The organism is Shewanella sp. GutDb-MelDb (genome assembly GCF_002836075.1).
Classification (GTDB): domain Bacteria; phylum Pseudomonadota; class Gammaproteobacteria; order Enterobacterales; family Shewanellaceae; genus Shewanella.
Window position 1 is genome coordinate 1 of record NZ_PJBM01000143.1, and the last position, 15,074, is coordinate 15,074.

General features: G+C 43.1%; 13 protein-coding genes and 1 pseudogene. 11 read left to right on the forward strand and 3 right to left on the reverse strand.

What is annotated here, in order from left to right:
* The 7 genes from prmB to CXF82_RS05955 form a co-directional block, all read left to right on the forward strand.
* The coding region (gene prmB, locus CXF82_RS05925; protein WP_102043828.1) for a 50S ribosomal protein L3 N(5)-glutamine methyltransferase at window positions 1–689 on the forward strand (689 nt) is incomplete at its 5' end.
* A 106-nt stretch (window positions 690–795) separates the two neighbouring features.
* Window positions 796–1,890 (forward strand): chorismate synthase, encoded by a 1,095-nt coding sequence (gene aroC, locus CXF82_RS05930; RefSeq protein WP_101091483.1) that lies wholly within the window; start codon window positions 796–798, stop codon window positions 1,888–1,890.
* Window positions 1,890–3,071: an MFS transporter gene (locus tag CXF82_RS05935; RefSeq protein WP_102043829.1), complete on the forward strand. Its 1,182-nt coding sequence runs from the start codon at window positions 1,890–1,892 to the stop codon at window positions 3,069–3,071. Before aroC ends, CXF82_RS05935 begins: the two co-directional genes overlap by 1 nt.
* 47 nt (window positions 3,072–3,118) lie before the next feature.
* Window positions 3,119–4,243, forward strand: a complete 1,125-nt coding sequence (locus CXF82_RS05940) for an ATP-NAD kinase family protein (protein WP_101091485.1) — start codon at window positions 3,119–3,121, stop codon at window positions 4,241–4,243.
* A gap of 85 nt (window positions 4,244–4,328) precedes the next feature.
* Window positions 4,329–4,598, forward strand: coding sequence for a YfcL family protein (locus tag CXF82_RS05945; RefSeq protein ID WP_101091486.1), 270 nt, complete (start codon window positions 4,329–4,331; stop codon window positions 4,596–4,598).
* Between the two features lie 62 nt (window positions 4,599–4,660).
* Window positions 4,661–5,206 carry an RNA methyltransferase gene (locus CXF82_RS05950; protein ID WP_102043830.1) on the forward strand — a complete coding sequence of 182 codons (546 nt, stop codon included), beginning with the start codon at window positions 4,661–4,663 and terminating at the stop codon, window positions 5,204–5,206.
* Window positions 5,207–5,464: 258 nt separating this feature from the next.
* On the forward strand, window positions 5,465–6,166 hold the full coding sequence (locus CXF82_RS05955) for a DUF3313 family protein (RefSeq protein WP_101091488.1): 702 nt from the start codon (window positions 5,465–5,467) through the stop codon (window positions 6,164–6,166).
* A gap of 187 nt (window positions 6,167–6,353) precedes the next feature.
* On the opposite strand, the gene CXF82_RS05960 is transcribed toward CXF82_RS05955, so the two are convergent.
* Window positions 6,354–7,274: a LysR family transcriptional regulator gene (locus tag CXF82_RS05960; RefSeq protein WP_102043831.1), complete on the reverse strand. Its 921-nt coding sequence runs from the start codon at window positions 7,272–7,274 to the stop codon at window positions 6,354–6,356.
* 108 nt (window positions 7,275–7,382) lie between these two features.
* On the opposite strand from CXF82_RS05960, the gene CXF82_RS05965 reads away from it, so the two are divergent.
* From CXF82_RS05965 to CXF82_RS05975, 3 genes and pseudogenes are all read left to right on the forward strand, one after another.
* Window positions 7,383–7,829 (forward strand): DoxX family protein, encoded by a 447-nt coding sequence (locus CXF82_RS05965; protein WP_101091490.1) that lies wholly within the window; start codon window positions 7,383–7,385, stop codon window positions 7,827–7,829.
* A gap of 67 nt (window positions 7,830–7,896) precedes the next feature.
* Entirely contained in the window at window positions 7,897–8,871 is a 975-nt protein-coding gene (locus CXF82_RS05970) for a glutathione S-transferase family protein (RefSeq protein ID WP_101091491.1), read from the forward strand.
* 4 nt (window positions 8,872–8,875) lie between these two features.
* Window positions 8,876–9,590 (forward strand): annotated as a pseudogene (locus CXF82_RS05975) (pirin family protein).
* A gap of 326 nt (window positions 9,591–9,916) precedes the next feature.
* Here CXF82_RS05975 and mnmC read toward each other — a convergent pair.
* Complete coding sequence (gene mnmC, locus CXF82_RS05980; RefSeq protein WP_102043832.1) at window positions 9,917–11,797, reverse strand: FAD-dependent 5-carboxymethylaminomethyl-2-thiouridine(34) oxidoreductase MnmC1; 1,881 nt, start codon at window positions 11,795–11,797, stop codon at window positions 9,917–9,919.
* A 231-nt stretch (window positions 11,798–12,028) separates the two neighbouring features.
* Between mnmC and fabB the strand changes: the two genes are divergently transcribed.
* Window positions 12,029–13,240, forward strand: coding sequence for a beta-ketoacyl-ACP synthase I (gene fabB / locus CXF82_RS05985; RefSeq protein WP_102043833.1), 1,212 nt, complete (start codon window positions 12,029–12,031; stop codon window positions 13,238–13,240).
* Window positions 13,241–13,713: 473 nt separating this feature from the next.
* Here fabB and CXF82_RS05990 read toward each other — a convergent pair whose 3' ends face one another.
* Window positions 13,714–14,886, reverse strand: coding sequence for an NAD/NADP octopine/nopaline dehydrogenase family protein (locus CXF82_RS05990; protein WP_102043834.1), 1,173 nt, complete (start codon window positions 14,884–14,886; stop codon window positions 13,714–13,716).
* Window positions 14,887–15,074 lie beyond the last annotated feature (188 nt).

Genomic DNA, 15,074 nt, shown 5'->3' on the forward strand with positions numbered 1-15,074 from the left:
AGCGTTTACCTGTTCCATATCTAACAAATAAAGTGATGTTTGCGGGTCTAGAATTTTATGTTGATGAGCGGGTATTAGTTCCTCGTTCGCCAATTGCTGAGTTAATCGCTAACCGTTTCAGCCCTTGGTTATATAACAAACAAGTTAATCGCGTAATGGACTTGTGTACAGGCAGTGCGTGCATCGCCATCGCTTGTGCTTACGAATTTGAAAATGCTGAAGTCGATGCGTTAGACATCAGCGAAGATGCCTTAGACGTGGCGCAGATTAATATTGAAACTCTTGGGGTTATGGACCGGGTGTTCCCAATGGAATCTGATCTGTTTTCTGCCATCCCTAAAGGCCCACACTACGACTTAATCGTCTCTAATCCTCCTTATGTTGATGCCGAAGATATCGGTGATATGCCGGATGAATATCATCATGAGCCTGAAATTGGTCTTGCTTCTGGTCGTGACGGTTTAGATCTCACCAAGCGTATCCTTGCCAATGCAGCTGATTATTTGACTGAAGATGGCCTGCTGGTGGTTGAAGTGGGTAATTCAATGGTGCATTTAATCGCGCTATTCCCGGATGTGCCATTCACATGGGTAAGTTTTGAAAATGGCGGAGACGGTGTTTTCATTTTAACGCGTGATCAACTTGTTGAGAATGAATCATTATTTGTTATCTATAAAGATAGTGAATAATAGAAACTAGCCACAATGCTGGTTGTATTGTGGCCATTTAATTTGTGTATCTACTTTTTAGTTGTAGATGCTCGTTTAATTTGCGTAATTGAGGTGTAGAAAGCGGATGTCGGGAAACAGTATTGGTCAAAATTTTGTAGTCACTACATTTGGTGAGAGCCACGGAGTTGCCTTAGGTTGTATTATTGATGGTTGCCCTCCTGGGATTGAGTTAAATGAAGCGGATATGCAGCATGATCTTGACCGCCGTCGCCCAGGGACCTCTCGATATACCACCGCTCGTCGTGAGGCGGATGAAGTGCGCATTTTATCTGGCGTGTTTGAAGGTCAAACAACGGGGACTTCAATCGGTCTGTTGATTGAAAACACTGATCAGCGCAGTAAAGATTACTCGAATATTAAAGACTTGTTTCGTCCTGGGCACGCCGATTATACCTATCAACAAAAGTATGGTTTAAGAGATTACCGTGGTGGTGGTCGCTCTTCTGCGCGTGAAACAGCAATGCGAGTCGCTGCTGGTGCTGTGGCCAAAAAATACCTAAAGAAAGTTCATGGTATTGAGATAAATGGCTATTTGTCACAACTGGGTCCAATCAAAGCAGAGTCTGTTGATTTTGCCGAAATTGAGAAAAACGCATTCTTCTTCCCTGATGCGTCGAAGCTTGTGGCTTTAGACGAATACATGCGCGATCTTAAAAAAAGTGGTGATTCAATAGGCGCTAAAGTGACGGTGGTCGCCACGGGCGTTCCTGTTGGCTTGGGTGAACCTGTATTTGACCGATTAGACGCTGAAATTGCCCATGCACTCATGGGAATAAATGCTGTCAAAGGTGTTGAGATTGGTGATGGCTTTGAAGTGATCAATCAAAAAGGTTCTGAGCATCGTGATTTAATGTCGCCAGAAGGTTTTGCCTCTAACCATGCGGGTGGCATTTTAGGCGGGATCTCTTCGGGCCAACCTATCGTCGCTCATATTGCGATGAAGCCGACATCAAGCATCAGTGTGCCGGGCGAGAGTATGACTGCCCAAGGTGACATTGCTGAAGTAGTGACCAAAGGTCGACATGATCCTTGTGTGGGCATTCGTGCAGTACCCATCGCAGAAGCAATGTTAGCGATTGTATTAATGGATCACTTACTGCGTCACCGCGCACAAAATATGGATGTGAATAGCAGTACACCTGTCATTGGAATGCGTTAATGTTTCAGCCTAAAAACACAGAGCAGCAATTACGCTGGCTCTGTGCTTGTTATTTCTTTTTCTTCTCTATTCTTGGCGTCATGGTACCTTATTTAGGTGTCTTTTTTGATAGCCGCGGTTTTAATGCTCAAGAGATTGGTTTTTTATTAGCCATCCTCATGGGGACTCGCATTATCGCCCCAAATTTGTGGGCAATAGTGGCTGATAGAACCGGAATGCGCTCTGAGCTAATCAAGATAGGCGCAGGCGCTGCTGCAGTCTCTTACCTCAGTTTTTTCTATGATGGTAGCTTGATGTATCTTGCTATCAGTCTGGCGGTATATACCTTTTTTTGGAACGCTATCCTTGCCCAGTTAGAAGTGATAACACTTGAAACACTGGGGGAGAATACCACCCGTTATGGCGCAATACGGAGTTGGGGCAGTGTTGGCTATATCGTTCTTGTGGTGGGTGGTGGTTTTGCCATCGGTCATTGGGGACCACAGATCCTGCCCTATATTGGTATGGCATTATTTGTCGGTATGCTGGTCAGCGCACTCCCACTACCCGCTAACAGAGCTAAGGTTCAGCGGGATATTAAACGTCCACCGTTAGTGTTTAATAAAGCCGTTATTTGGTTTCTTATCTCAGCGATGTTATTGCAAATGAGCGCAGGACCTTTCTATGGTTTCTTTGTTCTATATCTCAAGCAAGCGGGATATACCGAAGCCGTTGCGGGTATTTTTGTTGCCTTAGGCGTGGCGGCAGAGATCATTATGTTTATGTATGCGCCGCGACTCCTTGGACGTTTTGGGGTGAAATTTTTACTCTTTATCAGTATTGCGTTAACTGCTGTTCGTTGGTTATTACTTGCGTTTGGGGTCGACAGCTTATTGTGGCTCAGCCTAAGTCAAATATTACATGCGTTCACTTTTGGGTTAACCCACGCCGCTTCAATTCAGTTTGTACATAAGCATTTTGATATCAGTCGTCGTAGCCAAGGGCAGGCGCTCTATGCCAGCTTGAGCTTTGGTGTTGGCGGTGCATTGGGTACTTGGTTATGTGGAATAATATGGGGTGACGGCTCAGGCGCAGTAACAACGTGGATTTTTGCTGCATTCTGCGCCGTGCTTTCAATGATTGCAGTGTTATTTATTCCGTCATCGCAGCGCCCGCCGGCTAGATCGGTCACTGCGGCCTAAACAGCTAATGAGTCCGTCTCTAACTGCTTTTAAATGGAGTCAATGAAGTGAGCAGGTTTCGTCTTGGTTTAATTATTAATCCACTTGCGGGTTTAGGTGGCAGTGTTGCTTTAAAAGGCAGCGATGGTGTGGCTGACTTAGCTATCGCTAAAGGCGCAGTCCCTAAATCACAGTTGCGAATGCAACAAGCTCTGCAAGTCATTTTACCCTATAAAAATCAGCTTGAGATCATCACCGCATCAGGTGATATGGGCGAATCGTTAGCCCGTAAAATGGGGTTTAATGTACGTGTTGTCTATCATGCGCCCGCGCTCACAGCGGCGCAAGATACTCAATTGGTCGTTGAGAAGCTGCTGAGTGAAACACTCGATTTGCTTTTATTTGCAGGGGGGGACGGCACTGCAAGGGATATTTTTGCCATCGCTGACGATAATATCCCAGTGTTAGGTGTGCCCGCTGGGGTGAAGATTCATTCAGGGGTTTACGGGATAACGCCCCATGCATCAGGCGTGGTGGTCAAGATGTTGTTAGAGGGTGAATTAGTCAGCCTGATGTGCGCTGATGTGATGGATATCGATGAAGTTGCCTTTAGAACCGGCGTAGTCAAAGCCAAGCGATTTGGTGAAATGCTGGTTCCCGCTGAGCCGCGTTATGTTCAAGCGGTAAAAATGGGTGGCATAGAAACCGACGAACTCGTGCTGGCCGATATTGCTGCTGAAGCGATTGAACTCATGGAAGATGATGTCATTGTTATAGGCTCTGGCAGCACCGTTGCGGCTGTGATGGAAGAGCTTGGACTCGACAATACCTTATTGGGTGTCGATCTCGTTCAAGCGCGACAATTAGTCGCCAGTGATTTGTCGGCTGATGAATTACTAAAATTAACCGAAAACCAATCAGTTAAGCTATACATTACCCTTATCGGCGGCCAAGGCCACATTTTAGGTCGAGGTAACCAGCAGTTATCCCCCGAGCTAGTAAGACGGGTGGGTAAGAACAATATTGTTATTTTAGCGACAAAAACAAAGTTAAAAGCACTTGAAGGACGACCACTAATTGTGGATAGTGGCGACCCAGAATTAGATAAAGAACTTACAGGCTATTACAAAGTGGTGACCGGCTATCATGATTATGTGATGTATCAGGTTGCGAATCCAGATTTAGTCGAGTAATCACGACTGCAACTACTGAGTCTGTTAACTGTTATTAATTAAATGTTGGAATGATTCCAATAGTTTTGAGTATGTGGAGCCCTCAATGTTAGAGAAGTATGAGCAAACACTTCAGGATTGGATTGAAAGTATTGTTGCTGACGGTGATGATGACGCCTTATTCGCAAGCGGATATCTTCAAGGCCATTTTGCCGTTGTGTTATCGAAGTTAGAAGCCGAACATGATCAAGGTGCACAAGCACTCGAATCTAAAATGGCTGATTGTCTAGCACTTGCTAGAGAAGAGCTCGATGATAACGACTATGCATTGGTTAACGATGCTTGGTTACAGCTAAGCTGCAAGTTAGCGGCTTAACGAGTTAGGTGTTATGCCGTGGTCTTATTGCGGCAGTTAGTTTTTCGATTGAGTGATTAAGTATGAGTAGCAAACGATATAGCGCAATAGGGTTAGTGAATCCTAAAAGTCCAACCAATGTCGGTGGCGTAATGCGCGCAGCGGGATGTTATGAAGCCGAGGATGTGTTTTATACCGGCAAACGCTACGCATTGGCAGCCAGCAACGGCAATTCACAATATAATACTGATACGCAAGCTGCTAGCGAAATCATAGCGCTAACAGGCGTAGAGTCTTTAATTGATGCAGTAGAGCCTGATGTCAGCATTGTGTGCGTTGATCTTGTAGAGGGGGCAATACCACTGCCTTCATTTGAACATCCAGAAAAAGCGCTTTATATTTTTGGGCCAGAAGACGGCACTATTAATCAGCAACTTATCAATAGAGCTGACGCAGTAGTGTATGTGCCGACTGTCGGCTGCATGAACCTAGCGGCTTCAGTTAACGTGCTGCTTTATGACCGACTATCAAAGTCGAACGCGATGATCATCGGTGATGATTTGATCCGCTCTAGTCGTGACAAAAATAATCGTATTAAAGTTAAGCGTAGTTTCAATTTCCCCAAGTGATTAACGCTTTGAAGCTTACGCGCTGCTAAAGGTGCGTAGGTTACAAGACTGCGTCAATTAAAGGCCACTTTAAAAAGTGGCCTTTTTTATTTAGTCAATTGCAGCTTTAGTAAATGTTAATGAGCGTATATAAGCGTTGCAGGCTGTTTTGGTGAAGTGCTTGCTCTGAAAATAAAAAATTGTGCCGATTATTTAATTGACGTATAGACCATCGCTACTCATATTTACTAGGACCATTTTAATTAAAGGATTGATTCAATGCGACTATTAAGACAACAACAAACCGTATTGCTGGCGCTATTGATAGGACTAGTAGGCTGTTCCTCAGCGCCTCCTTCAATGCAATCGGGGCCTGATGCACAAGTGACTAAAGAGGGCTTGGTTAAAATTGACAACTCGGTGTTAGATATCTCTTTCGCTAGGCCAAATGTCGATTGGAGTCAATATCGAACACTGTATTTTAAACCCGCCACGGTGACTAATGATCATCCGACTGATTATACACAGCCACGTATCGACCGAAGAGCTGATGGGCTTAATGCAACCTACGATCTGCCTGATGAAGCCCTCAAAAGAATGTCCGCTGAATTTGCGACAATGGTTGTCAGTGTGTTCAATGAAGATCAGCCGTTTGAGCTTGTTGATAAAGCAGGACCAGATACCTTAGTCATTGAAGTTGCGGTAACCGATATTCGGCTGAGTGCACCGATAGAGTCTTCAAGACGAAGCTATAACTCAATGGGAAAAACCTATACTCAAAACTCAGGCTCCATGATGTTACTGGCAATGATTAAAGACGGTCAGACCGGCGAAGTGTTAGCAAAAGCGGCTGATCGGGCTGAGGGTTTTGACCAGTGGCAACTAAACACCCAAGTATTTAACTGGGGGGATGTTAAAACGGTTTATCGTCGCTGGGTCAATGACTTTAAAAATGCTTTGATGGCAGCAGGGGCTAACTAGCATCGCAACACTGGCAGAGGCTAAATGACATTATTAGAGCCACTGCAGTAGTTTGACCGCAGGTCATTGGAACCATTTAGTCTGAGGGTAACTCACTTTAGCCGCTTTCTTTGTTAGAGCTGTTACTCTTAGCATTCCTGATATGGGTCATTTACTCATTTTTATTAATGCTCTAATTAAATGTCGGCTAATTTAGTGGATCTTCGGTAAAAAATACATCGTTTTTCAGTGCCTTTATTTTTTCCACAAACCAGGCTAGTGCCTTGCCTTTATTCTCTTTTCGCCATGCTGCACACATGTCATGATTTCTGTTGTCAGGTTTTTCCAGCGTTAACGCCACCAGTTGTCCGCTCTTTAATTGTTGCTGTATACGATGAACAGGCAAATAGCCGACTCCTAAGCCAAGTAGCTGAACTTCTATTTTTTGGTCAATACTGGGCACCGTAATACGCGGCTGGCCATCGAGTAAGCCTGCTGAACGTGCTGCTAGTTCTCTTGAACTATCTGCAACCACCACTGAGGGATATTTTTTGATCACTGTATTACTTAAAGGTTGTTGCTCTTGGCAAAGAGGGTGATCTTTAGCGACTGCAAAAATAAACTCAATGTCACCTATCGGATGAATATTAAAACTGCTGTCACGAGCAGTGCCCGCAGCACCAATAACGAGATCACATCGCCCCGCACTTAGCGCATCCCAGGTACCACCAAATACCTCTTCAGTGACTTTAATATCTATCCATGGGTGCGAAATCTGAAATTGTGCAATCAGTGAATAGATCGGCTGAAAGTGTAAAATACTATCGACAGCGATGCGTAACTCTAACTCCCAACCACTGGCACTCTGTTTAGCCATGTAGGTAAGCTCATCGGTGGCCTGTAAAATAAGTCGGCCCTGTTCAACAATTAAGTTGCCTACGGCAGTTAATTCCGCCTTGCGTTTACTGCGATCAAACAGCGCAATATCTAAATCCTCTTCAAGCTTATTGACGGTATAAGAGATCGCTGAAGGCACACGAAATAATTCATCGGCGGCAGCTGCAAAACTTTTTTTACGTTCAATGGCATCAAGCACCTTTAATGCATCTAGTGTGATAGGAGAATTCATTAGTTCAATCCTTTTGAATTGGTTGGTCAGTAATTACCGTTATTCATTCTTTTGGCTATTAAATATAATAGCTCCAACATTCAAAAACAATGAACTGAAGAGAGTAAAATGTCTACATTACTACTGAATAAATTAACTACATCTAACCCGCACTGGTCATCGTTAGTATTGCGAATTCCAGTCGGTCTTATCTTTATGGCTCACGGTGCACAAAAATTATTCGCTTGGTTTGGTGGATATGGCCTAGAGGGTACGGGTCAGTGGATGGAATCAATTGGATTAGGCCCTGGTTATTTAATGGCATTAATGGCTGGCAGCGCAGAATTTTTTGGTGGGTTACTCCTCATTATCGGCTTGCTAACGCGGCCTACTGCACTTGTTTTAGCGTTTACCATGATCGTTGCTATTTTGACAGTGCATTTAGAAAACGGTTTATTTATGAGCAACAACGGTTACGAATTCGGCTTATCGTTAATTATCATTAGTCTTGCATTAATGTTGCAAGGTGGCGGACGTTTATCACTCGATAATATTATTGCCGACCGCACTCAATAGTATTGCTAATTAATACATCATTATTATACGCCCGGCACAGGGCTCTTTATAAACAGTGGAGTAAATCATGGGTTTAATCGTCAATGGTAAGTGGGTCGATCAATGGTATGACACAGAAAGTAGTAAAGGTGAATTTCAGCGTCAGGAGAGTCGCTTTAGACACACTATTTCAGCTGACGGCCCTTTTAAGCCTGAAGCCGGACGCTATCATCTGTATGTATCGCTGGCATGTCCTTGGGCACACCGCACGCTTATTTTCCGTCAATTAAAACAACTACAAGATATTATTACTGTCAGCGTGGTTAGGCCTGAAATGAGAGAAAATGGTTGGGAGTTTGGCGATGCGGATAGTGAATATACGGATTCACTGTTTGAAAGTGAATTTATGTATGAACTCTATTTAAAAGCTGCACCCGATTATCAAGGCCGCGTAACAGTGCCTGTTTTATGGGACAAACAAACTAATAAAATCGTTAACAACGAATCAAGTGAGATCATACGCATCTTTAATACTGCTTTTAACGACTTAACAGGTAATACAGATGATTATTACCCAGCAGCGTTACATAGTGAAATTGATACGATTAATGAGCGAATTTATCACCAAATAAATAATGGTGTATACCGTGCCGGTTTTGCAACTACTCAAGCGGCTTATGAAGCAGCTTACGATGAACTTTTTACAAGTTTAGACTGGCTCGAGGGGCACCTTGGTGAACACCGTTATTTGGTGGGCGAGTCTTTAACTGAAGCTGATTGGCGTTTATTTACTACCTTGCTTCGTTTTGATGCAGTTTACCATGGCCATTTTAAATGTAACCGTAACCGATTAAGTGAATTTCATAATATTAGCAATTACGTACGAGAGCTTTACCAGTTTGGGTCTGTTGCAGAAACAGTGGATTTGCCTTATACAAAAATTCATTACTACGCGAGCCATGACACCATTAACCCAACGTTGATTGTGCCAAAAGGGCCAGAGTTAGACTTCACTGTCAAGCATGATAGAGAAGCGCTTTCAACAAATAGTCAACGAGGATAACAACATGATTAAACATTACCCTTTTGATGAACTAGGTAAAGCGAGTCATGGTTGGTTAACCTCTAGCCACCACTTTAGTTTTGCAGATTATTACAATCCTGCGCGTATGGGGTTTGGTACGCTGAGAGTGATTAATGATGATTGGGTTAAACCAAACACAGGCTTCCCAACACATGCACACCGTAATATGGAAATTATTAGCTTTATTCGCAGTGGCGCCATCACACATAAAGATAGTAAAGGTAATAAGGGGCTAACACCTGTAGGTGAAGTTCAGGTGATGAGTGCTGGGACTGGCATCAGTCATTCTGAATATAACTTAAGCAAAGAGCCACTGACTTTTTTACCAGATTTGGATTGAGCCTAATAAACATAATGTAGAACCTCGATGGGAAAGTAACCTCTATTCTAAGGACGGTGATAATAACGAGCTACCACTAATAGTCTCGGGCTACCCTGAAGATAAAAACGAAGCATTATACATAAACCAACTTGCCCGAATTTATGGGGGTAAACTGAAAAAAGGTGTTCAATATATTCAAAATATTGATCATCAAATGTATGTGTTAGCATCATCCGGGAAAATTAAAGTGAGCGATAACCAAACGTCTATAGTGATGCATAAAGGCGACGGAGCAGAGGTTACGGAGCAAAAGCTAATCACGATTGAGGTACTAGAGGACAGTGAGTTCATTTTGATCGATTCTCCTGCTCATTAAGCTGATTCCGAGAGGTGAGAGCGATCCATTCAGTTCTCAGCAAATTCTATTCAACTTGCTTACCTTTCGCAGCGAGATTTGAATTACTCATCGCTTGTTGTAGCCCTGTCATCGCACCTAATCAGAATCGAGAGGCGTTATACTCAAGGTCATACGAACGTTAAACCTTGAAGCTAAAATACAACTCGTTTTTGTCTAGAAATGTCTGGTACTTTATGACTTAGCTTATGGTTGTTGATGAAGTCTAGATTGTTTAGGGAAGACTGTTTTTCTTCCCAACATAAACATTTTTTCAAATGTTAAACTCGGATCGCAGATAGGCTCATTTATTCTGAGCCGCTCTCTACGGATTTCCCCTTCAACAGTTTACGCATCCACATTCTGTTTGGGTTTAACAGTGCGATGAAGTCAGTGCTTATTGGCATCACTTCTCCACAAATTTGAGCGGCTAGCGCTTCAGCCGCTAAAAGACCTGAACTTAATCCTCTAGAGCCCAATCCGCCTAATAAATAGAGTCCGTTATGAACGGGGGCGGCATTACTTTGCCAAAATTTTCTACTTTCTGGTGTGAGCTGATGTTTATCGTAGAGCGCCATAATGGCCTCTAGATCGGGAACGGGCCCCATCATCGGTGCGTGATCGCGAGTTACCATCCGCACGCCGACTCGGGCGCTGTGCTTGGATATATCGATATCACGATTCCAGTCCTTATTTAAATAACTCTGTTGGATCTTGTGTAAGTTATCAACTTGCTCTTGCGGACTATAATCCAAATTGGCAGCATCTTTGATATAACTGGCGCCTAAACAATGTAGGGCGTCATTCATCGGGGTCATATAGCCATTAGCACACAAAACCGTGCTTAGTTTAGACAATTTTGCTCTCGTTGGCGCATGGCTGACTTGACCTCTAAACCCGGTAACTTGTAGATGCTTAGTCTGTTCAAACCGAGTGAGTGACTTACCGTTGGCTACCACCACTGTTTTGTATGGGCCTAAACGTTGTTTATTACTGACTAAAAACCAGCCAGCATCACTTTTTTCAAGTGCTGTTATTTGGGTGTTTAAATGGATTGATACATCCGATAATCGGCTTGCTTGTTCAAGTGATGCTCTGCAGAGGTCTTGTGGCGCAACCCAACCGCCTAATGGATAGAATATTCCTGTTTCGTCAATGTCTATACCTGCTAGCCCACTCGATTGCTGTGCAGTAACGGCGTGTGCAATATTAACGCACCAATGGTGACCGTTAACAATTTTCAGCACCCGTTTTCTGCTACGCTCATCATGACCTGTGTGCAACACACCACAAAGATCAAAATCGATTGCATGATTTTGATTGGAAAGTGAAGTTAATCGATGCAAGCTAAAAAGATAGGCCTGTTGAAAATACTGACTTAAGGTATTGTTATCAGGCGTGAGTAGTGGATAAATAGCCCCTTGTCTGTTGCCTGATGCAGCTTGGGCTAAATCACTGTCTTCACAAAATACTGCGGTTTTTTGTTTACGCTCAGCGAGCGACAACACTAAGCTTGCGCAAGCAATGCCGCCGCCAATGACAGCTATTTCATCAGCGCTATTGACTGCATGAATAGGATAGGGGGCTTGTTGACTTAATTGTTGTGCTCTAAGTGCTTGACGCTCCATCAGAGGCACATTATCGGTGTTGCTTGAATTTAAACCGTTAAAACCGACCAATTGACTCAGTTTGTATAGTTCTTGTTGAATATCGACCGGTAACTTATCTGAGATTAAGCAATCGCAGCTATCGTTACTGTGTTTGGCCATTTGCCAGAAGAGGGTCTCTTCAATGCTGTGTAAATTGATTGCGGCGGCGCAAATCCAATGCGCTATTAAATGTGTGCTGCTAACGGGGATCTGACGTAATTGCTGTTCATAATGACCAAGATGAAAATCAATGATTAGGGCACCTTGGTTTAATTTGACACGCTGACAACCTTCGATAGCCACAAGCTGAGTTTCGGGACGAGTCTGCAACAGATCTCTACATGCTTGCGATGCAAATAGTTGTTCAATATGCTCATCAATAGCGCAAAATATTTTAACTGTTAACCTGGATTTTGATGCAGATTGATACTCAATGAGGTCCGTTATTGTGCTTACTGAGTCCAATCCGAGTATGGCTATGACGGCGTCTTTAGTGTTTTTAATGGCTAAGATAGACTGAATAATTTTACTCACTGTCATGATTACGTCTTTAATGTTAAATTAAACCCTCATAAAAACAGGGTAGGATTTGCTGAACTTGGGTTAAATTGTACATTTTAATCCTACAATTTAGGCAAGGATTTTACTCAATATCCCATATTAGGCATTATTTTTGTGTTCTTTATGGAAAGCTGACCACTTAAATGGAATAAAAGCGCTACCATTGGCTCAGCAAAATGGGTACTACCTGTATAGAATGGATCATTAATAATGAAAAGAGTCGTGATCACCGGACTTGGCGTTGTCTCAAGCATCGGTAATAACAAGCAAGAAGTCACTGAATCATTGAAAGCGGGTCGTAGTGGTATTACTCACTCCGATCAGTTTGAAGAAATGAAGCTGCGCAGCCATGTTTGGGGCGATATCAAGTTAGATCCTAAAGAGCACATTGATCGTAAAGCACTTCGTTTTATGGGTAATGCTGCGGCATACGCTTATATTGCAATGGCAGAAGCGATTGAAGATGCGGGTTTAACTGAAGAACAATATTCAGATCCTCGGGTCGGTATTATTGCGGGTACGGGTGGAGCATCTTCAGCCAACCAAGTACAAGCAGCTGATATTTTGCGAGAAAAAGGTGTGAAGCGCGTTGGGCCGTATATTGTGCCGCGCATCATGTCGAGCACAGCAAGTGCTTGTCTTGCAACACCATTTAAAATTAAAGGCATGAACTATTCAATTAGTTCTGCTTGTGCAACTAGCGCACATTGTATTGGCCATGCGGCTGAGCTTATCCAAATGGGTAAGCAAGACATGGTGTTTGCTGGTGGCTCAGAAGAGGTCGATTGGACGCTGACAATGGGCTTCGACGCGATGGGTGCATTGTCAACTAAGTACAATGATACACCTGAGAAAGCGTCACGCACATATGACGCAGACCGCGATGGTTTTGTTATCTCTGGTGGCGGCGGAATCGTTGTCGTTGAAGAGCTAGAACACGCGCTTGCACGTGGTGCAAAAATATACGCAGAAATTGTTGGTTATGGCGCATCATCAGATGGTTATGACATGGTTGCTCCATCAGGTGAGGGCGCTGTACGTTGTATGCAGATGGCTTTAGCTGATGTTGATACCCCAATCGATTATATCAACACACACGGCACTTCAACGCCTGTTGGTGATATGCGTGAGCTTGAAGCATTACGTGAAACATTTGGTGAAGATTTACCTCCAATTGCATCAACTAAGTCTTTGACTGGTCATGCACTCGGTGCTGCGGGTGCTCATGAGGCTATCTACAGTATGATCATGATGGAAGAAGGCTTTATTGCACCAAGCATCAATATCGATACCCTAGACGAAAAAGCAGCTGGTATGCCAGTAGTGACTGAATACCGTGAAGCTGAGCTGAACACTGTGATGAGTAACAGCTTTGGTTTTGGTGGCACAAACGCAACTTTGGTTATGCGAAAGTATAAGTAAGCCAATGGTTGTCATCTAAAAAGGAAGCTTAGGCTTCCTTTTTTTGTATCCGACTTTTATGAAACTCAACAAGCAGTCGTTCATTATTGCGATGTCCAATCTCATTGGACTTGCTAACACGTTGTCCTCGTCGTCTATCCATAAACCGAGTAAGACTAACGGCCAGTATAGTGTCTAATGCATCAACGATGCGAGCAATGAGCCAACAGTGCATATGAGATGAATACTTGACTGACGTCCTCAATAATCTACCATTACGCTGTTGTTGATATTGAATTGCTCATATGAAGAGGCTCGAAATTTAGCACCCAGTAAGATGGTTAATCTTAGTGCGCTGTAAACTGCTTATGACATGCGGTGCTGACTCATTTACGGCAGCCTTCTTGAAACCTGCCACTCATCCAAAGTATGCTTTGGATGAGTGGCACTGAGCGAAGATACAATCTATGTGGGTGACACTTCACTCTTGGTCATTACGCGATGAGTTTTTTGGTTGGCAGCACATCTCCAATGACAAAGTTTAACAGATCCTCTTTTGATAGTTCATCAAGCCCGAGTGATGCTAATGTTCTGCCTTCTGCAAAAAAGTCTCTTGTTAAAATTCCGCCACACATCTCAATCAAACGGTTACATTCAGGCATATTAATCCCTAATTTGTCACCTAATGATGATAACAAAACTAGCCCCATAGGCACATCTTCAGTTACGTAGCGGTTATCGAAACTATACGGTCCAGGAGGCGATGAAATTTTATAACTTTCAAAAACGGCTTTAGGATTTTGGTTAAGATCTTCTTCATTCCTAAATAAACAGGCTTTTAGATAGGGGATAGGTTCACAGCCCAAGGCTGTTAACACCGCCATTTTTTCAGCGTCTAATTTGTCAATCATCAACCATGCCATTTCAGTTGAAAGCGCATCCCGGTACATATAGGGGACTTCATCAGGATGATGTTTTGCACAATACTCAAGCATTGGATACATCACATACAAGCCTATTGTGTGAACAATGATATTGGGATTATGCAGTGCTGATTCAAATATATGCTTTCGAACGCTGTTCATTTCAATGTCGTAGGCCGGGAATAAGCGCGATGCTATGGTCATGCCTTCAGCTGTTCTTGTGGCGGGGAAAAACGATAGTGAGTTTCTAGCATTTTTGAACAAGACTTTCACTGTGCCAGGTGCAACAATTCTTGCATCGTTAGGAGTCGATTCTCCTTCGGCAAAGATAGGGTTATTGGTGCAATATTTTTTATAAAAGATACTACCGGCGTATCCAGGTATTAAGATAACAAGCTGATCATCCTGAAAATACTTTGCGATTCTTTCTGCTAAAGCTGGATGGTATGTGGTTTGAATAAAAACCATTACAACATCAGCTCCGTTAATCGCTTCTTTGGGATCTCGAGTAATCAATTCCAGTGGTTGAAAAGTTTTTTCGGCATCATCAGCGCTATCGGTAAAATGGCCATTTTTGGTGTTATCGATACAGTATATGCCCTTGTTTTTGACCATTTCTTCAAAATGATCATCATGAGTAATACGATTCGAAGTTTTCAGTAGTGTTACTTTATGTCCTGCCTCAGCAGCCATAAACGCACAAGCAGAACCTGCATTGCCTGCTCCAACTATGGTGATTTTCATTTTATTCCTTTGTCTTTATGTTTTTATTCAAGATGTTATTAAATTTAAGCCTCTTGAAAATATAAGCCCTTGGAAATATGAAAGCATGGAGATGTGGAAACATGGAGATGTGGAAACATGGAGATGTGGAAACATGGAGCTGTGGAAACATGGAGATGTGGAAACATGGAGATGTGGAAACATGGAGA